This window comes from Variovorax rhizosphaerae (assembly GCF_037889975.1).
Classification (GTDB): domain Bacteria; phylum Pseudomonadota; class Gammaproteobacteria; order Burkholderiales; family Burkholderiaceae_C; genus Variovorax; species Variovorax rhizosphaerae.
On the sequence record NZ_JBBKZT010000019.1, the window covers coordinates 41,248 to 58,550 of the forward strand.

Here is a 17,303-nt window from a genome sequence, read left to right on the forward strand (position 1 = left end):
GGAAACTGCCGAATGAAAAAACTCAAGCTCGCCATCCTCGCCACCGCCATGGCCGCCACCAGCTCCATCGGCTGGGCACAAGACGGCAAGGCCGCCCTGGTCAAGCAATTCATCGACCTGCAACGTCCCGGCATCGAAGTGTTGGCACGCGTGCTCGTCGAAGACTCCAGCGCCCAGATCGCACAAGCCGGCTCGGGCTACCTGCAAACCCAGGTGCCGGCCGAGAAACGCGAGGCAGCAGCCAAGGCGGCCGACGCCGAGCTCAAGAAGTATTTCGACGACGCCTACCCCTACGTGCGTGACAAGGCCGTGGCATTGGCCCCTGGCGCGCTGGGCCCGGTCCTGAGCGAAACCTTCACTGAAGACGAACTCAAGCAACTGATCGCCTGGCTGCAATCGCCACTCAGCAAGAAGTACGAAGAAGTCAATCCCAAGCTTCGCGATGCCCTGACCAAACAGCTCGTGGCCGAAACCAAGCCGACCATCGAGCCGAAGATGCGCGCACTGGATGCCGCCGTGGCCAAGGCCCTCGGCGCACCCACCGGCCCGGCCCCGGCCGCGGCTGGCAAGGCGCCCGCCAAGAAGTGATGCCCGCAGCGGGCAAGCGTCCATACAACTTCTCCGCCGGCCCGGCTGCCATGCCGGAAGCCGTGCTGCGCCGCGCCGCCGACGAAATGCTCGACTGGCAGGGCAGCGGCATGGGCGTGATGGAGATGAGCCATCGCGGCAAGGAGTTCGGCATCATCCTGGCGCAGGCGGAAAGCGACCTGCGTGCCTTGCTGGCGATCCCCGAGCACTTCCACGTCCTGTTCATGCAGGGCGGTGGGCTCGGCGAGAACGCCATCGTGCCGCTCAATCTGTCGCGCGGCACCCAGGCCGACTTCGTGATCACCGGCAGCTGGAGCATCAAGTCGCACAAGGAAGCGCAGCGCTATTGCGACGCGCGCATCGCTGCGACCAATGCCGCTGACTGCCACACGGCGCTGCCTGATGCGGCCAGCTGGCAGCTCGGTGCCGATGCCTCGTATGTACACGTCTGCACCAACGAGACCATCAACGGCATCGAATTCCAGGAGTTGCCCGACCTGGCTGCGCTGGGCAGCAACGCGCCGCTGGCAATCGATTTCTCCTCGCACGTGGCTTCGCGCCCGGTCGACTGGAATCGCGTCGGGCTGGCCTTTGGCGGCGCGCAGAAGAACCTCGGCCCGGCCGGGCTCACGATCGTGGTCGTGCGCGACGACCTGCTCGGCCATGCGCTGAAGATCTGCCCGAGCGCCTTCAACTACAGGACGGTGGCCGACAACCAGTCCATGTACAACACCCCGCCGACCTGGGGCATCTACATGGCCGGACTCACCTTCCAGTGGCTGCGCGAGCAGACCGAAGGCGCGCTCACCGGCGTCGAGGCGATGGAGCAGCGCAACATCGCCAAGGCGAAGCTGCTCTATGACTTCATCGACGGCTCAAGCTTCTACCTGAACAAGGTGAGCCCGGATTGCCGCTCGCGCATGAACGTCCCCTTCTTCCTGGCCGACGAGAGCCGGAACGACGCCTTCCTGGCCAAGGCACGCGAGGCTGGCCTGTTGCAATTGAAGGGCCACAAATCGGTCGGTGGCATGCGGGCCAGCATCTACAACGCCATGCCGCTTTCGGGCGTGCAGGCGCTGGTCGACTGCATGCGAGAATTTGAGCAATCGCATGCCTGACAACGCCCCACCCCCTTCTCCCAATCCCGTCGACAACTCTGCCAGCCTGGCCGGGTTGCGCGTGCAGATCGACGCGCTCGACCAGAAGCTCCTCAGCCTGCTGAACGAGCGCGCCCATGTCGCCGAACTGGTCGGCGAGATCAAGAAGCGCGAGGGCACGCCCTACTTCCGGCCCGACCGTGTCGCGCAGGTCATCGACAAGATGGAGCGCAGCAATCCGGGGCCGCTGAAGGCTCCCCACGTGGCGGCCATCTGGCGCGAGATCATGTCGGCCTGCCTCGCGCTCGAGTCGCCGCAACGCGTGGCGGTGCTCGGACCCGAAGGCACCTTTTGCGAGCAGGCCGCCATCGAATTCTTCGGCGGCGCGGCCGACCTGGTCTATTGCGCCAACTTCGACGAAGTGTTCCATGCGACCGCCAGCGGCAGCGCGCAGTACGGCGTGGTGGGCGTGGAGAACTCGAACGAAGGCGTGGTCACGCGCTCGCTCGACATGTTCCTGCATACGCCGACGCACGTGGTCGGCGAAGTCAGCCTTCTGGTGCGTCACAACCTGATGCGCAAGGAAAACACGCTTGACGGCGTCGAGGCGGTGCTCGCCCATCCGCAAGCGCTGGCGCAGTGCCAGAGCTGGCTGTCCAAGCACCTGCCGGGTGTCGAACGACGCGCGGTGTCGAGCAACGCCGAGGGTGCGCGGCTTGCCGCAGAGAATCCGGCCTGGGCAGCACTGGCGAGCGAGCGCGCCGCGACCCGCTTCGGCCTGCACATCGTGGCCCATGCGATTCAGGACGACGCCTACAACCGCACCCGCTTCGCCATCATCTGCCTGCCGCAGACGTTGGCCATGCCGCCGGCCTCCGGGCGTGACTGCACCAGCCTCATCGTCTCGGTGCCAAACCGTCCGGGCGCGGTGCATGACCTGCTGGTGCCGCTGAAGACCAATGGCGTGTCGATGACGCGCTTCGAGTCGCGTCCGGCGCGCACGGGGCAGTGGGAGTACTACTTCTACATCGATCTCGACGGTCATCCGTCGCAACCGCACGTCGCGGCCGCACTGGCCGAGTTGCGAACCCTCTGCGCCTTCTACAAGGTGCTGGGCGCCTACCCCGTGACCGCCTGAAACCCATCTCCTCATGGTCGAGCAACTTGGACTGATCGGCTGCGGCCTGATAGGTGGCTCCTTCTCGCTGGCGCTGAAGAAAGCCAAGCTGGTCAAGCGGGTGGTCGGCTACAGCAAGTCGCCTTCGACCACCGAACGCGCGAAGCAACTCGGCGCCATCGACGTGGCGGCACCCTCGGCCCTGCTGGCCGTGTCGGGCGCCGACCTGGTGCTGATCGCAGTGCCGGTCTCCGCCTCCGAGGCCACCTTCAAGGCCATCCGCCACGGCATCTCGGACGGCACGCTCGTCATGGACGTGGGCTCGACCAAGGGCGACGTGATCGAGGCGGCGCGGCGCGGCTTGCAAGAGCAATTCGGCTGCTTCGTGCCGGCGCACCCGATCGCCGGCAAGGAGGTCTCGGGCATCGAGCATGCGGAAGCAGGCCTGTTCAAGGGCCGGCAGGTGGTGCTGACGCCGGTCAAGGCCACGCGCCGCTCGCTGGTGCAGACCGCGACACGCACTTGGACGGCTGTCGGCGCGGACGTCGTGCAGATGTCGCACGAAGACCATGACAGCGCATTTGCCGCCGTCAGCCACCTGCCTCATCTGCTGGCCTTCGCCTTCATCAACGGCATCGCGGGACAGGAGAACGGCGAGCGCTTCCTGCGTCTGGCAGGGCCGGGCTTTCGCGATTTCTCGCGTATCGCGGCCAGCGACCCGGCCGTCTGGCGCGACATCCTGCTGGCCAACCGCGAACAAGTGCTGGCCCAGGCCCGCAGCTTCCGCGAGGCGCTCGAAAGCCTTGAACTCATGGTGGCCACCGGCGACGCGACAGGCCTTGAGAACGCCATCGAATCGGCCCGGCGTGTGCGCACCCAATGGCAATCCGGCGGCGCCACGACTGCCGACTGAACATGTTCTCCACTGAATTTCTCGACATTCCGCCGTTGACGGAGGCGGCCGGTACGGTTCGCCTGCCGGGTTCCAAGAGTATTTCCAACCGCGTGCTGCTGCTGGCCGCGCTGGCCAGCGGCACGACCACGGTGCACGACCTGCTCGACTCCGACGACACCCGCGTGATGCTCACCGCGCTGGCGCAACTGGGCTGCACCATCGAGCAGGGCGATGGCTCGCTGCGGATCACCGGACTCGGCGGCAAGCTGTCGACGCCGCAAGCCAAGCTGTTCATGGGCAACGCGGGCACCGCGATGCGACCGCTGACGGCGGCGCTGTCCTTGCTGGGCGGCGATTTCGAACTCAGCGGCGTGCCGCGCATGCACGAGCGGCCGATCGGCGACCTGGTCGACGCGCTGACCCAACTCGGCTGCCACATCGACTACCTGGGCAACCCGGGCTATCCGCCGCTTCGTATCCATCCTGTAACGTTGCAGTCGCTGCAACTCGACATGCCGATCCGCGTGCGCGGCGACGTGTCTAGCCAGTTCCTCACCGCCTTGCTGATGGCGCTGCCGCTGGCGAGCCACCACGACATCAAGATCGACGTGGTCGGCGAGCTGATCTCCAAGCCATACATCGAGATCACGCTCAACCTGCTGGCGCGCTTCGGTATCCATGTGCGGCGCGAAGGCTGGCAACGGTTCACGATTCCGGCGGGGAGCCGGTACCAGTCCCCGGGCGAAATCCATGTCGAGGCCGACGCATCGTCCGCGAGCTACTTCATTGCGCTCGGCGCAATCGCCAGTGAAGGCTTGCGGATCGAGGGCGTGGGCGCCGAGTCGATCCAGGGCGACATCCGCTTCGTCGAGGCCGCCGCGCAGATGGGCGCGCAGATCCAGAGCGGACCGAACTGGCTGCAGGTTTCTCGGGGCGCGTGGCCCTTGAAGGCGATCACGCTGGACTGCAACCACATCCCGGACGCCGCCATGACGCTGGCCGTGATGGCGCTGTATGCCGACGGGCCTACCACGCTGACCAACATCGCGAGCTGGCGCGTCAAGGAAACCGATCGCATCGACGCGATGGCCAACGAATTAGCCAAGCTCGGCGCGAAGGTCGAGGCGGGGCCGGACTTCATCCGCGTGTTTCCGCTCGCGGCCAAGGGCTGGCGCGCGGCGAGCATCAAGACTTACGACGACCATCGGGTGGCCATGTGCTTCTCGCTCGCGGCCTTCAATCCGGCGTCGATCCCGGTCCGGATCCTCGACCCGCATTGCGTGGCCAAGACCTTTCCCGATTACTTCGAGACGCTGTTCTCAGTGGTCAGGCCGCTCAGCGTGCCGGTGATCTGCATCGACGGCCCGACCGCCTCCGGCAAGGGCACGCTGGCCGTGGAAGTCGCGCATGACCTGGGCTACCACTACCTGGATTCCGGCGCGCTGTACCGAGTCACCGGCCTGGCCATGCGCCGCGCCGGGCTGGAGGCCGACCCTGCGCACGAAACGCAGATCGCCGATCTGGCCCGCACCCTTCCGCTGCGCTTCGACGCCGGCAAGGCGATGCTCGCCGGCGAGGATGTGACCGACGAGATCCGCTCGGAAGCCGCCGGCATGGACGCTTCCCGCGTTTCCGCCCTGCCCGCCGTGCGCTCGGCCCTGAAAGACCTTCAGATCAGCTTCCGCAAGCTGCCGGGTCTGGTCGCCGACGGCCGCGACATGGGCACGGTGATCTTCCCGGACGCGCCACTCAAGGTTTTCCTGACGGCCAGCGCCGCCCAGCGCGCCGAGCGACGGCATAAGCAGTTGATTTCAAAGGGAATTCAGACTACACTCGACAGTCTTCGCTCCGATTTGGAAGCACGAGACCTGCGCGATTCATCCCGCAGCGTCGCGCCCCTCAAGCCGGCAGAAGATGCCCGCCGCCTGGACAACTCCAATCTGTCGATCGAGCAATCGGTCGACCAGGTCTTGAACTGGTGGCAGCAAGCACAACCTTTCCAGGCGGCCCCGACAAAGGCCAGCCCCTGAAAAGGTAGTCAGTACAGCCCACCGGTCCGCCGGAGGGTATTTCGGTCCAGCAGGTCCCCGCCGCGCGACAGCGCATCGGCTTGCTGGTTTTTGCAACTCAACCGGGCCCCAAGCCCACAACCGCCGTCTACAGATCCAAGCCAGTGGCAATGGTGCTGCTGCAAACCCTGCCTGACGGAAGGAACATACATGTCTGAATCTTTTGCCGACCTATTCGAAGAATCCCTGAAGCGTTCCGAAATGCGCACCGGCGAGGTCATCACCGCCGAAGTCGTGCGTGTCGAACACAACCACGTCGTGGTCAACGCAGGCCTCAAGTCCGAAGCCTACGTGCCGATCGAAGAGTTCAAGAACGACAAGGGTGAACTCGAAGTCCAGGCCGGCGATTTCGTTTCCGTTGCGATCGGCAGCGTTGAAAACGGCTACGGCGACACCATCCTCTCGCGCGACACCGCCAAGCGTCTGGCTTCGTGGCTCGCCCTGGAGAAGGCACTCGAATCGGGCGACTTCGTCACCGGCACGACCAGCGGCAAGGTCAAGGGCGGCCTCACGGTCCTCGTCAACGGCATCCGCGCGTTCCTGCCGGGCTCGCTGATCGACACGCGTCCGATCAAGGACCTGACCCCGTACGAAAACAAGACCCTCGAGTTCAAGGTCATCAAGCTCGACCGCAAGCGCAACAACGTCGTGTTGTCGCGTCGTGCCGTGGTCGAAGCCAGCATGGGCGAAGAACGCGCCAAGCTGATGGAAACCCTGAAGGAAGGCGCTGTTGTCCGCGGCGTGGTCAAGAACATCACCGAATACGGTGCGTTCGTGGACCTCGGCGGCATCGACGGCCTGCTGCACATCACCGACATGGCATGGCGCCGTGTCCGCCACCCGAGCGAAGTGGTGCAAGCCGGTCAGGAAATCACCGCCAAGATCCTCAAGTTCGACACGGAAAAGAACCGCGTCTCGCTGGGTCTCAAGCAAATGGGCGACGACCCGTGGATGGGCGTTTCGCGCCGCTACCCGCAATCGACCCGCCTGTTCGGCAAGGTCACGAACATTGCCGACTACGGCGCGTTCGTCGAACTCGAACCCGGCATCGAAGGCCTGGTGCACGTCTCCGAAATGGACTGGACCAACAAGAACATCGCTCCGAACAAGATCGTCTCGCTGGGCGATGAAGTCGAAGTCATGGTCCTGGAAATCGACGAAGACAAGCGCCGCATCAGCCTGGGCATGAAGCAGTGCAAAGCCAACCCGTGGCAAGAGTTCGCGCAAAACACCAAGCGCGGCGACCGCGTCAAGGGCCCGATCAAGTCGATCACCGACTTCGGCGTGTTCGTGGGTCTGGCTGCCGGCATCGACGGCCTGGTTCACCTGTCCGACCTCTCGTGGAACGAAGCCGGCGAAACCGCCGTTCGCAACTACAAGAAGGGCCAGGAAGTCGAAGCGCTCGTGTTGGCAGTCGACGTGGACCGCGAACGCATCAGCCTCGGCATCAAGCAACTCGACAGCGACCCCTTCACGACGTTCACCACCGTGAACGACAAGGGCCAAGTCGTGACCGGCAAGGTTAAGACCGTGGACGCTCGCGGCGCTGAAATCGACCTCGGCGACGACATCATCGGCTACCTGCGCGCCAGCGAAATCTCCCGCGACCGCGTGGAAGATGCACGCAACGTGCTGAAGGAAGGCGACGAAGTCACGGCCGTGGTGGTGAACGTGGATCGCAAGACCCGCAACATCCAGCTGTCGATCAAGCAGAAGGACATGGCCGACGAACAAGGCGCCATGGCCACGCTGAGCCAACAGTCGTCGCGTGAAAACGCCGGCACCACCAGCCTGGGCGCCCTGCTGCGCGCCAAGCTGGACAACAACGACAACAAGTAATTTCGAATCCGGATCGGCCGTGCAAGCGGCAGGTCCGGAGAAGAAATCAATTGCCGTCGGACGGGACAGACTGGTGGGCGTTAAGCTCGCCGCTCTGTCCCTTTTTTTGCCTCCCAGTTTCCTGCCGTCATGACCCCCACGCTCATCACTTCGTGTATCGCTGCCCCCCGGGGGGGCCCAGTGCCCTTCGGGCGGCCGGGCGGGCACTGAATCCATGACCCGCTCCGACCTCGTCGAAGAACTCGCCGCCCGCTTTGCGCAACTGACGCACCGCGACGCCGAGTACGCCGTCAAGACCATCCTCGATGCCATGGGCGATGCCCTGGTGCGCGGACACCGGATCGAGATCCGTGGCTTCGGCAGCTTCTCGGTGAGCCGCCGGCCACCGCGCATCGGACGCAACCCGCGCTCAGGTGAAAGCGTTCAGGTGCCCGAGAAGCGCGTGCCGCACTTCAAACCCGGCAAGGCCTTGCGCGAAGCCGTGGACGCCCGCACCGCCGAGCTCGACGCGCAAGCGCAACGCACCAAGCCCTGACGCCGGCAGGCAGGCACCAAACTAGAATCGGGCCGCCAACGGGGAACCCGATGAAATACATCCTGTGGCTGCTCAAGGCAGCCATTTTTTTTACCCTCTTCGCGTTTGCGCTGAACAACCAGCACGATGCGACGGTGAACTTTTTCTTCGGCACCTACTGGCGCGCGCCACTGGTGCTGGTGGTGCTCGTGGCCTTTGCAGGCGGGCTGGTGGTGGGCGCGCTCGGGATGCTGCCGGGCTGGTGGAAGCACCGCAGCGGCGCCGCGAACCAGCGACTTGCTGAATCCTCCGCCACGCCGACCACCATGGCTGCGCCGACGCCTTCCGCGTCCGGCGACGCTGTAGCCGCGGCACCCACCGCCGACCTCCCCATCGTGCGCCAACATGGACTTTGACTACACATGGCTGCTCGCGGGCCTGCCGCTGGCGTTCGTCCTCGGCTGGCTGGCTTCGCGCTTCGACTTGCGGCAGTTGAAGATGGAGAACCGCCAAGCGCCCAAGGCCTACTTCCGTGGGCTCAATTTCTTGCTGAACGAGCAGCAGGACAAGGCCATCGACGCCTTCATCGAGGCGGTGCAGAACGACCCCGATACGCAGGAACTGCACTTTGCGCTCGGCAATCTGTTCCGGCGTCGTGGCGAATACCAGCGCGCGGTACGCGTACATGAACACCTGCTGGGTCGTGGTGACCTGAGTCGGGACGACCGCGATCGAGCGCAGCATGCCCTGGCACAGGACTTCCTCCGCGCCGGCCTGCTCGACCGGGCCGAGGCAGCCTTGCAGAAACTGGAAGGCACGCGCTACGAGACCGAGGCGCGGCTGGCCCTGCTGGCCATCTACGAACGCTCGCGCGAATGGGCACAGGCCGCGATGGTGGCGCAGAGGCTCGACGAATCGGACCAGGCCAGCTATGCCACGCGCCGCGCGCACCACCTGTGCGAGCAGGCGGCGGAACGGACTGCAGCAGGCGACCTCGATGCGGCCGGCGAGCTGTTGCGGCAGGCGGTGGAACTGGCGCCGCAGGCGCCGCGGCCTGCCATCGACACGGCCAATCTACAGTTGCGCAACGGCGAGGCTGCCGCGTTCGATACGCTGGCCAACCTCTGCGAGGTTGCGCCGCTGGCCTTGCCCCTCTTTGCGGCTGCCTTGCAGCAGTCCGCCGTCGCCTCGCAACGCACCGGTGAAGCGATCGCGCTGCTGCAGCGGCGCTATGCCGCGTCACCTTCGATCGACGTGCTGGAAGCGATCATCGCGATGGGCGGGAACCCGAAGGTGCCCGACCAGGACCAGCCCGCGGATGCGCCGCCTGAGCCTCGCGACGGCTACATCGCGCACCTGGCGCACCACCCTTCACTGGTGGCCGCTTCGCGCTGGCTCTCCGGCGAGCACTTCACGCGCGAGCAGTTCCACCCGCAGGTGCAACGCGCACTCGACCAGGCGACGCGTCCGCTGATGCGCTATCGCTGCGCGGCTTGCGGCTTCGAGGCCCACCAGTATTTCTGGCACTGCCCGGGCTGCCAGGCGTGGGACAGCTATCCGCCGCGTCGCGTCGAGGAACTGTAGTCCTGCCGTCGCCGAGGCTGGTCAACGAATCGGCTACCGACTCCGTTGAAAACAGGCTGTCGCGCGCCTTGGCGCCCGACAGCTTCACATCAAACAAATCAGGGAGTGTTTCCAATGTTCAAGAAAATTGCGACCGCGTTTGTCGGCGCGCTGCTTGCCGTTTCGTCGTTCGCTGCAGTCGAGGCCAACAAGGGCACCGCCGCCGAACTCGATAGCCTGAAGGGCGTCGGCCCCGCCATGTCCAAGCGCATCGTCGATGCGCGCGCGCAAGGCGAGTTCAAGGACTGGGCCGACTTCATGCACCGCGTCAAGGGTGTGAAGGACAAGTCGGCGGCAAAGCTGTCGAGTGAAGGCCTCACGATCAACGGTCAGGCCTTCACGCCGGCGTCCAAGGACGAGGGCAAGAAGAAGAGCGGCAAGAGCGCCGCAAGCGAGCCGGCCGCTACCTCGGCGGCAACGGCTTCTGCGCCTCCTGCAACCACGCCTGCCGCTACACCTGCTGCATCCCCAGCCGCCAGCGGCCCGGCGATGAAGGCCGCCGTGACCCCCGTCGTGGTCCAGGCAGCCCCGGCCGTTGCCGGTGCGGCGACTGCGGCAGCCCCGGCCGCAAAGGCCGCATCGGGCAAATAAGCCGCGCACCCGCTGACCGCATCGAGCCGCCTTCGGGCGGCTTTTTCGCATCCGTCAGCGATGCAATCCAATGTGAGTTGGCCCTCGCGTGGCAGGGAAACACCTCAACAGTGGCCCGATATTTGCACGTAATCTCGGCGACGCATGTCCATTTCATACCCGTTTCTGGAGAGTCCATGATTCGCAAGTTCAGCATCGCCTTTGCCGGCCTCACCCTTGCTGCCACGTCGATGGCGCAGGTCAAGTGGGACCTCCCGACGGCATACCCGGCGACCAACTACCACACCGAGAACATTGCGCAGTTTGCGAAGGACGTGGATGCGGCCACCGGCGGCAAGGTGAAGGTTGCAGTGCATGCCAACGCTTCGCTGTTCAAGGCGCCCGAGATCAAGCGCGCCGTGCAGAGCGGCCAGGCACAGGCCGGCGAGATCCTGCTGGCCAACTTCGCCAACGAGAACCCCATCTACGCACTCGACGGCGTGCCCTTCGTCGCGACGACCTATCCCGAGGCGAAGAAGCTCTACGCCGCATCCAAGCCCGCCATTGAAAAACTGCTGGCAGCGCAGGGCATCAAGCTGCTGTTCGTGGTGCCATGGGCGCCACAAGGCATCTACTCCAAGAAGGAGATCGGTTCGGTGGCGGATTTGCGCGGCATCAAGTGGCGCGCCTACAGCCCGGCCACGGCCAAGATCGCGGAACTGGTCGGCGCGCAGCCCGTGCAAATCCAGCAGGCCGAACTCAGCGCCGCCATGGCCACGGGCGTGATCGAAAGCTACATGAGCTCGGGCTCGACCGGCTACGACACCAAGACCTATGAAAGCCTCAAGAACTTCTACGACACGCAGGCCTGGATCCCCAAGAACGCGGTGCTGGTGAACGCCAAGTCCTTCGACGCACTCGACGCCTCGGCCAAGGCCGGCGTGCTCAAGGCAGCGGCCGACGCAGAGGCGCGAGGCTGGAAAGTGGCCGAAGAGAAGAACACCGAATACAAGCGCCTGCTGACCGAGCGGGGCATGAAGATCCACAAGCCCTCGCCCAAGCTCGACGCCGACATGCGCCAGGTAGGCGGCATCATGCAGGCCGACTGGCTGAAGGCTGCCGGCGCGGATGGCGCTGCGATCATCGACGCTTACAAGAAGCCATGATGAAGCGCCCGCCCACCCTGCTTCGCGTATCGCTGAAGACCGAGGGGGCACTGGCCCCTTGGACAGCCCGGACGGAGACCTGAACCATGCGCCGCCTGCTGGACCGCCTCTACGACGGGGCGGGCGCGGTTGCCGCGTTCTGCGTTTTTCTCATCTTCGTGCTGATGATCGTGGCCGGCGTCGGCCGGCAGGTGAACTGGCATGTGAGCGGGCTCAATGACGTGGTGGCCTGGCTGTGCGCCTCGGCCGCCTTCTTCGCGATGGCCCATGCGTTCCGGCACGGGGACTTCGTGCGGGTGACGCTGGTGCTCGACAAGCTCAGCCCGAAGATGCGACGCGCGCTCGATGTCACCTGCCTGCTGATCGCCTCCGTGGCCGTGGCCTACCTCACTTATTCGGCGACCAGCTTCACGTGGGAGAGCTACGAGTTCGCCGAGATGGCCACCGGGCTGGTGGTGATCCCGATCTGGATTCCGCAATCGGCGTTCGTGGTGGGCTGCTGGCTGCTGCTGATCGCGATGGTCGACGAACTAGTCGGTGTGGTGCTGGGCCACAAGCCCAGCTACCAGCGCGCCATCGAAGAGCGCCATGCCGCGGGCGACTTCTCCTCCGACGTGTAGGCCACCTACCATGACCGAAACCTTGTGGATGGGCGGGCTGCTGCTCGTCATCATGCTGGTGCTGCTGGCGGGCGGCGTGTGGATCGCCATGACGCTGGCGATCGTCGGCTGGGTCGGACAGGCCTTCTTCACCAGCACCTTGCCGGCGAAGAACCTGTTCTCGTCCTTCTGGGAAAGCAACGCGAGCTGGGAACTGGCGGCGCTGCCGCTCTTCATCTGGATGGGTGAAATCCTGTTCCGTACCAAGCTCAGCGAAGAGATGTTCGACGGACTGCGGCCCTGGCTCAACCGCGTGCCGGGCCGGTTGATGCACACGACCATCCTTGGCTGCGGGGTGTTCGGCTCGGTGTCTGGATCCTCGGCGGCCACCTGCGCGACCATCGCAAAGGTGGCACTGCCGGAACTCAAGCGCCGCGGCTATGACGAGCAGATGGCGATCGGCTCGCTCGCCACGGCCGGCACGCTGGGCATCCTGATCCCGCCGTCGATCACGATGGTGGTGTATGCCGTCGCGGCCGACGCGTCGATCATCCGCATCTTCCTCGCGGGCTTCCTGCCAGGCTTCCTGCTGATGCTGCTGTTCTCTGGCTACATCGCCTGGTGGAGCCTGCGCCATCCCGACAAGGTGCCGCCCCCGGACGCGCCGACCACGTTCATGGAGAAGATCCGCCTATCGGGCAACCTGATTCCCTGCGCGCTGCTCATCGTCTTCATCGTGTGGGTGCTGATCGCGGGCTGGGCCACCGCGACGGAATGCGCGGCATTCGGCGTGCTGGGTTCATTGGCGATCGCCGCCTGGGGCAAGAGCCTGAACTGGCAGAACTTCAAGGACGCGCTGATGGGCGCGACACGCACGAGTTGCATGATCATGTTCATCCTCGCGGGCGCGGCCTTCCTGACCAAGACCATGGCCTTCACCGGCATCCCGCGCGAGCTGGCCGAATGGGTCGACAGCATGCACTTGTCGCCCTATGCGCTGATCGGCGCGCTGGTGGTGGTCTACCTCGTGCTGGGCACGGCGCTCGACGGCATCTCGATGATCGTGCTGACCAGCGCGGTGGTGCTGCCGATGATCCAGAAGGCCGGCTTCGACCTGATCTGGTTCGGCATCTTCGTCGTCCTGCTGGTGGAGATCGCCGAAGTGACGCCGCCGGTGGGCTTCAATCTCTTCGTGCTTCAGAACATGACGGGGAAGGACAGCAACCTCATTGCCAAGGCGGCGATTCCGTTCTTCTTCTGCCTGGTGGTGTGCATCGCGCTCATCACGCTGTTCCCCGGCATCGTGACGGCCCTGCCTGACATGGTGATGGGCGCGGAGAAGTAAAGTCGCGGCATGCTGCTTCCGGTTGTTGCGATCTGCGTGGGCGCCTCGCTGGGCGCCCTTTCCCGATGGGGGTTGGCGCTCTGGCTTGGCGTTGGCGGCTTCATGCCCTGGGGCACGCTTGCGGCCAACCTGATCGGTGGCTACCTCATCGGCGTGATGGTCGCGATCTTCAGCGCCATGCCCGGCATCGACCCCGTGTGGCGACTGGCGATCGTCACCGGTTTTCTGGGCGGACTCACGACGTTCTCGACCTTCTCGGCAGAAGTGACGACGATGCTGATGGATGGCCGCGCAGGGACGGCGCTGATCACCGCGGGCAGCCATCTGATCGGGTCGCTGGTGCTGACCTGGCTGGGGATTCGCACCGTCCAACTCATCACTGCCTAGCCAAGCGCCGGTTTCTCAGCAGCATCGCGCGAGCGCGCAACCCATAATCCACCGCGATGCCCCTGGTCCTTCTTGTTGCACTCCCCTTCATCGCCAGCGCGCTGGCGGCAGCCATGCCGTCGGACGCGCGCAACCGGGAATCGACGCTGGCGGGTCTGGTCGCGCTGGGATGCGCGGCGCAGGTGGCCTGGCTGTTTCCCCGCATCGCCAGCGGAGAGGTGATCCGCGAGCGCTACGAATGGCTGCCCTCGCTCGGGCTCGACCTGGCCTTCCGGCTCGATGGCTTCGCGTGGCTGTTCTGCATGCTGGTGCTCGGCATTGGTGCGCTGGTGGTGCTCTATGCGCGCTACTACATGTCGCCGTCGGACCCGGTGCCGCGCTTCTTCTCGTTCTTCCTGGCCTTCATGGGCGCCATGATGGGCGTGGTGCTGTCGGGCAACCTGGTACAGATGGTGGTGTTCTGGGAACTGACCAGCCTGTTTTCCTTCCTCTTGATCGGCTACTGGCACCACCGCCGGGACGCAAGGCGCGGTGCGCGCATGGCGCTCACCGTGACCGGCGCGGGCGGGCTGTGCCTGCTGGCCGGGGTGCTGGTGCTGGGACGCATCGTCGGCAGCTACGACCTGGACGCGGTGCTGGCGTCCGGCGAGCGGATCCGCGCGCATGCGCTGTATGCGCCGATGCTGGTGCTGGTGCTGCTGGGCGCCTTCACCAAGAGCGCGCAGTTTCCGTTCCACTTCTGGCTGCCGCGCGCCATGGCCGCGCCGACGCCCGTTTCCGCCTACCTGCATTCGGCCACGATGGTGAAGCTGGGCGTGTTCCTGCTCGCGCGGCTGTGGCCCGTGTTGTCGGGCACGGAGCAATGGTTCTGGCTGGTCGGCGGGGCCGGCGCCATCACGCTGCTGCTGGGCGGCTTTGCCGCGATGTTCCAGCGCGACCTGAAGGCGCTGCTGGCCTATTCGACGATCTCGCACCTGGGGCTGATCGTGCTGCTGCTGGGGCTCAACTCCACGCTGGCTGCCGTGGCCGCGGTGTTCCACGTGATGAACCACGCGACCTTCAAGGCCTCGCTGTTCATGGCGGCCGGCATCATCGACCACGAGAGCGGCACACGCGACATCCGCAAGCTCAGCGGCCTGCTCAAGCTGATGCCGATCACCGGCGCGCTGGCGATCATCGCGAGCGCCGCGATGGCGGGCGTGCCGCTGCTCAACGGCTTCCTGTCGAAGGAAATGTTCTTCGCCGAGTCGGTGCTGGTCGACGCCACGCCCTGGGTCCAATGGACGCTGCCGGTCGTTGCCACGCTGGGCGGGATCTTCAGCGTCACCTACTCGTCCCGCTTCGTGTTCGACGTCTTCTTCGGTCCGCCCTGCGGTCCCGAGGTGCCGAAGACGCCGCACGAACCACCGCACTGGATGCGCGTGCCGGTCGAGTTGCTGGTGCTGCTGTGCCTGGTGGTGGGCGTGGCGCCGGCCTGGGCCATCGGCCCGCTGCTGGCCGCAGCTGCCCGGCCGGTGGTGGGCGGCGATCTGCCTGAATACAGTTTGGCGGTGTGGCACGGCTTCAACCTGCCGCTGCTGATGAGCTTCATCGCGCTGGCGGGCGGCGTCGCCTTGTTCCTGCTGCAGCGGCGACGGCGCGAACAAGGCGGGCTGGAGCGCACACCCTTCCTGCATCACTTCGACGGCCAGTGCATCTTCGAGAACATGATCGCGCGGATGAGCGAGGCTGGGCGACGCGCCCGGCGGCTGCTGAGCACGCGTCGACTGCAGCCGCAGTTGCTGCTGCTGGTCCTGGTTGCGATGGCGTTGGCAGGCCTGGCGCTCTGGTTGACGCCAGCATCGCGCGGCACGCGTGAACTGCTGCCCTTCTCGACGTTGTTCGCAATGACCTGGCTGATCGGCTGCACCTGCGCCGTGGCGGCGGCGTGGCAGGCCAAGTTCCACCGGCTTGCTTCGCTGATGCTCGCGGCGGGCGCGGGCCTGACCTGCTGCATCACCTACATCTGGTTCTCCGCGCCCGACCTGGCGCTGACGCAACTGGTGGTCGAGACCGTGACCACGGTGCTGATCCTGCTCGGCCTGCGCTGGCTGCCACTGCGCAAGGCGATGCCGCAACCGATGCGGACGCGCCTGCGGCTCTGGCGTCGGCGCGGCCGGGACCTGGTGGTGGCGAGTTGCGCCGGCGGCGGCATGGCGCTGCTCGCCTGGTGGATGATGACGCGGCCGTTTCCGCTCAGCATCTCGCCCTTCTTCCTCGACCGCGCGATGACCGAGGGCGGGGGCGCGAACGTGGTCAACGTGATGCTGGTGGACTTCCGCGGCTTCGACACCTTCGGCGAGATCACGGTGCTCGGCGTGGTGGCGCTCACGGTGTATGCGCTGCTGCGGCGCTTCCGGCCGGCGCCCGAATCGATGGCGCTGCCCGAACAGCAGCGCGAGCAAGGCGATGACGGGAGCAGCGACCTGCTGAATCCGCGGCTCGCCAAGGACACGGCCGTGGGCTACCTGATGGTGCCGGCGGTGTTCATCCGGTTGTTGCTGCCACTGTCGGTGCTGGTGTCGGTGTACTTCTTCATGCGGGGACACAACGCGCCGGGCGGCGGCTTTGTCGCGGGACTGGTGATGTCGGTGGCGTTGCTGCTGCAGTTCATCGTGTCGGGCACCGAGTGGGTGGAAGAGCACCTGCGCATCTTTCCGCGCCGGTGGATCGCCGTCGGCATGCTGCTGGCGCTGGCGACCGGCGGCGGGTCGGTGCTGCTCGGCTATCCGTTCATGACGACGCATACGATGCACCTGCACTTGCCGTTGCTGGGCGAGATCCACATCCCGAGCGCGGCCCTGTTCGACACGGGCGTGTTTTCCATCGTGCTGGGCTCGACGATGCTGATCCTCCTGGCGCTGGCCCACCAGTCGATTCGCAGCCATCGCTGGGTGGCGGAGCAGGAGGAAAAGGAGGCCGAACGGCTGGCCGCTGCCGCCGCATCGTCGACCGACGCCGGAGGCGCCCGCTGATGGAAGCCGTGCTGGCCATCGCCATCGGCGTGCTGACCGGGTCGGGCGTGTACCTGCTGCTGCGGCCACGCACCTTCCAGGTGATCATGGGACTCACGCTGGTGTCGTACGGGGTGAACCTGTTCATCTTCAGCATGGGCCGGCTGATGGTCGACAGCGAGCCGGTGCTCACGCCGGGTATCCGAGCCACGCTGGCCAACACCGCCGACCCGATGCCACAGGCGCTGGTGCTCACCGCCATCGTCATCGGCTTTGCGATGACCGCCCTGTTCCTGGTGGTCCTGCTGGCGTCGCGCGGCCTGGCCGGCAACGACCATGTGGACGGCGACAAGCAGGCCGGCGACGGGGATGGCGAAGCATGAATACCGGATCGGAAGCCGAACGCAGGCGTCGCAACGACTTCGCCGATGTCGCAAAGAAAAGCCATGAAAGGTCGTCTTTGCGACTTGTGCGCAGTCTTCGTCTTCCTCGTGCGTTGGG

At 65.7% G+C, this 17,303-nt stretch carries 16 protein-coding genes; all 16 read left to right on the top strand.

Annotated elements, in window-relative coordinates; genetic code table 11:
• Nucleotides 1–12: 12 nt before the first annotated feature.
• The 16 genes from WKW82_RS30685 to WKW82_RS30760 all read left to right on the top strand — a co-directional run bounded on the left by WKW82_RS30685 (nucleotide 13) and on the right by WKW82_RS30760 (nucleotide 17,185).
• Nucleotides 13–588, top strand: coding sequence for a DUF2059 domain-containing protein (locus WKW82_RS30685; RefSeq protein WP_340346558.1), 576 nt, complete (start codon nucleotides 13–15; stop codon nucleotides 586–588).
• Nucleotides 588–1,706, top strand: a complete 1,119-nt coding sequence (serC, locus tag WKW82_RS30690; protein ID WP_340346666.1) for a 3-phosphoserine/phosphohydroxythreonine transaminase — start codon at nucleotides 588–590, stop codon at nucleotides 1,704–1,706. The genes WKW82_RS30685 and serC overlap by 1 nt, the downstream gene beginning before the upstream one ends.
• Entirely contained in the window at nucleotides 1,699–2,823 is a 1,125-nt protein-coding gene (pheA, locus tag WKW82_RS30695) for a prephenate dehydratase (protein ID WP_340346559.1), read from the top strand. Before serC ends, pheA begins: the two co-directional genes overlap by 8 nt.
• A gap of 13 nt (nucleotides 2,824–2,836) precedes the next feature.
• Nucleotides 2,837–3,715: a prephenate dehydrogenase gene (locus WKW82_RS30700; RefSeq protein ID WP_340346560.1), complete on the top strand. Its 879-nt coding sequence runs from the start codon at nucleotides 2,837–2,839 to the stop codon at nucleotides 3,713–3,715.
• 2 nt (nucleotides 3,716–3,717) lie between these two features.
• The gene (locus WKW82_RS30705; protein ID WP_340346561.1) at nucleotides 3,718–5,727 is read left to right on the top strand and encodes a bifunctional 3-phosphoshikimate 1-carboxyvinyltransferase/cytidylate kinase; all 2,010 of its coding nucleotides are present in this window, start codon (nucleotides 3,718–3,720) and stop codon (nucleotides 5,725–5,727) included.
• 189 nt (nucleotides 5,728–5,916) lie between these two features.
• The gene (gene rpsA / locus WKW82_RS30710) at nucleotides 5,917–7,605 is read left to right on the top strand and encodes a 30S ribosomal protein S1 (RefSeq protein WP_340346562.1); all 1,689 of its coding nucleotides are present in this window, start codon (nucleotides 5,917–5,919) and stop codon (nucleotides 7,603–7,605) included.
• 214 nt (nucleotides 7,606–7,819) lie between these two features.
• Nucleotides 7,820–8,140 (top strand): integration host factor subunit beta, encoded by a 321-nt coding sequence (locus tag WKW82_RS30715; RefSeq protein ID WP_340346563.1) that lies wholly within the window; start codon nucleotides 7,820–7,822, stop codon nucleotides 8,138–8,140.
• A gap of 50 nt (nucleotides 8,141–8,190) precedes the next feature.
• Complete coding sequence (locus tag WKW82_RS30720; RefSeq protein WP_340346564.1) at nucleotides 8,191–8,535, top strand: LapA family protein; 345 nt, start codon at nucleotides 8,191–8,193, stop codon at nucleotides 8,533–8,535.
• The gene (gene lapB / locus WKW82_RS30725; protein ID WP_340346565.1) at nucleotides 8,525–9,703 is read left to right on the top strand and encodes a lipopolysaccharide assembly protein LapB; all 1,179 of its coding nucleotides are present in this window, start codon (nucleotides 8,525–8,527) and stop codon (nucleotides 9,701–9,703) included. Before WKW82_RS30720 ends, lapB begins: the two co-directional genes overlap by 11 nt.
• A 114-nt stretch (nucleotides 9,704–9,817) precedes the next feature.
• Nucleotides 9,818–10,333 carry a ComEA family DNA-binding protein gene (locus tag WKW82_RS30730; RefSeq protein WP_340346566.1) on the top strand — a complete coding sequence of 172 codons (516 nt, stop codon included), beginning with the start codon at nucleotides 9,818–9,820 and terminating at the stop codon, nucleotides 10,331–10,333.
• A 176-nt stretch (nucleotides 10,334–10,509) separates the two neighbouring features.
• Nucleotides 10,510–11,478 carry a TRAP transporter substrate-binding protein gene (locus WKW82_RS30735; protein WP_340346567.1) on the top strand — a complete coding sequence of 323 codons (969 nt, stop codon included), beginning with the start codon at nucleotides 10,510–10,512 and terminating at the stop codon, nucleotides 11,476–11,478.
• 86 nt (nucleotides 11,479–11,564) lie between these two features.
• Entirely contained in the window at nucleotides 11,565–12,098 is a 534-nt protein-coding gene (locus WKW82_RS30740) for a TRAP transporter small permease (protein WP_340346568.1), read from the top strand.
• Nucleotides 12,099–12,108: 10 nt separating this feature from the next.
• Nucleotides 12,109–13,422, top strand: coding sequence for a TRAP transporter large permease (locus WKW82_RS30745; RefSeq protein ID WP_340346569.1), 1,314 nt, complete (start codon nucleotides 12,109–12,111; stop codon nucleotides 13,420–13,422).
• A gap of 9 nt (nucleotides 13,423–13,431) precedes the next feature.
• The gene (crcB, locus tag WKW82_RS30750; protein WP_340346570.1) at nucleotides 13,432–13,809 is read left to right on the top strand and encodes a fluoride efflux transporter CrcB; all 378 of its coding nucleotides are present in this window, start codon (nucleotides 13,432–13,434) and stop codon (nucleotides 13,807–13,809) included.
• A 56-nt stretch (nucleotides 13,810–13,865) separates the two neighbouring features.
• Nucleotides 13,866–16,823: a monovalent cation/H+ antiporter subunit A gene (locus tag WKW82_RS30755; protein WP_340346571.1), complete on the top strand. Its 2,958-nt coding sequence runs from the start codon at nucleotides 13,866–13,868 to the stop codon at nucleotides 16,821–16,823.
• A complete protein-coding gene (locus tag WKW82_RS30760; protein WP_340346572.1) occupies nucleotides 16,823–17,185 on the top strand; it encodes a Na+/H+ antiporter subunit C in 363 nt (120 codons plus the stop codon). Before WKW82_RS30755 ends, WKW82_RS30760 begins: the two co-directional genes overlap by 1 nt.
• The last annotated feature ends 118 nt before the right edge of the window (nucleotides 17,186–17,303 follow it).

What these genes read in the sequence shown, in the direction of transcription:
- WKW82_RS30685 (WP_340346558.1), top strand. Translation starts at nt 13, where the DNA reads ATGAAAAAACTCAAGCTCGCCATCCTCGCCACCGCCATGGCCGCCACC.
- serC (WP_340346666.1), top strand. Translation starts at nt 588, where the DNA reads ATGCCCGCAGCGGGCAAGCGTCCATACAACTTCTCCGCCGGCCCGGCT.
- pheA (WP_340346559.1), top strand. Translation starts at nt 1,699, where the DNA reads ATGCCTGACAACGCCCCACCCCCTTCTCCCAATCCCGTCGACAACTCT.
- WKW82_RS30700 (WP_340346560.1), top strand. Translation starts at nt 2,837, where the DNA reads ATGGTCGAGCAACTTGGACTGATCGGCTGCGGCCTGATAGGTGGCTCC.
- WKW82_RS30705 (WP_340346561.1), top strand. Translation starts at nt 3,718, where the DNA reads ATGTTCTCCACTGAATTTCTCGACATTCCGCCGTTGACGGAGGCGGCC.
- rpsA (WP_340346562.1), top strand. Translation starts at nt 5,917, where the DNA reads ATGTCTGAATCTTTTGCCGACCTATTCGAAGAATCCCTGAAGCGTTCC.
- WKW82_RS30715 (WP_340346563.1), top strand. Translation starts at nt 7,820, where the DNA reads ATGACCCGCTCCGACCTCGTCGAAGAACTCGCCGCCCGCTTTGCGCAA.
- WKW82_RS30720 (WP_340346564.1), top strand. Translation starts at nt 8,191, where the DNA reads ATGAAATACATCCTGTGGCTGCTCAAGGCAGCCATTTTTTTTACCCTC.
- lapB (WP_340346565.1), top strand. Translation starts at nt 8,525, where the DNA reads ATGGACTTTGACTACACATGGCTGCTCGCGGGCCTGCCGCTGGCGTTC.
- WKW82_RS30730 (WP_340346566.1), top strand. Translation starts at nt 9,818, where the DNA reads ATGTTCAAGAAAATTGCGACCGCGTTTGTCGGCGCGCTGCTTGCCGTT.
- WKW82_RS30735 (WP_340346567.1), top strand. Translation starts at nt 10,510, where the DNA reads ATGATTCGCAAGTTCAGCATCGCCTTTGCCGGCCTCACCCTTGCTGCC.
- WKW82_RS30740 (WP_340346568.1), top strand. Translation starts at nt 11,565, where the DNA reads ATGCGCCGCCTGCTGGACCGCCTCTACGACGGGGCGGGCGCGGTTGCC.
- WKW82_RS30745 (WP_340346569.1), top strand. Translation starts at nt 12,109, where the DNA reads ATGACCGAAACCTTGTGGATGGGCGGGCTGCTGCTCGTCATCATGCTG.
- crcB (WP_340346570.1), top strand. Translation starts at nt 13,432, where the DNA reads ATGCTGCTTCCGGTTGTTGCGATCTGCGTGGGCGCCTCGCTGGGCGCC.
- WKW82_RS30755 (WP_340346571.1), top strand. Translation starts at nt 13,866, where the DNA reads ATGCCCCTGGTCCTTCTTGTTGCACTCCCCTTCATCGCCAGCGCGCTG.
- WKW82_RS30760 (WP_340346572.1), top strand. Translation starts at nt 16,823, where the DNA reads ATGGAAGCCGTGCTGGCCATCGCCATCGGCGTGCTGACCGGGTCGGGC.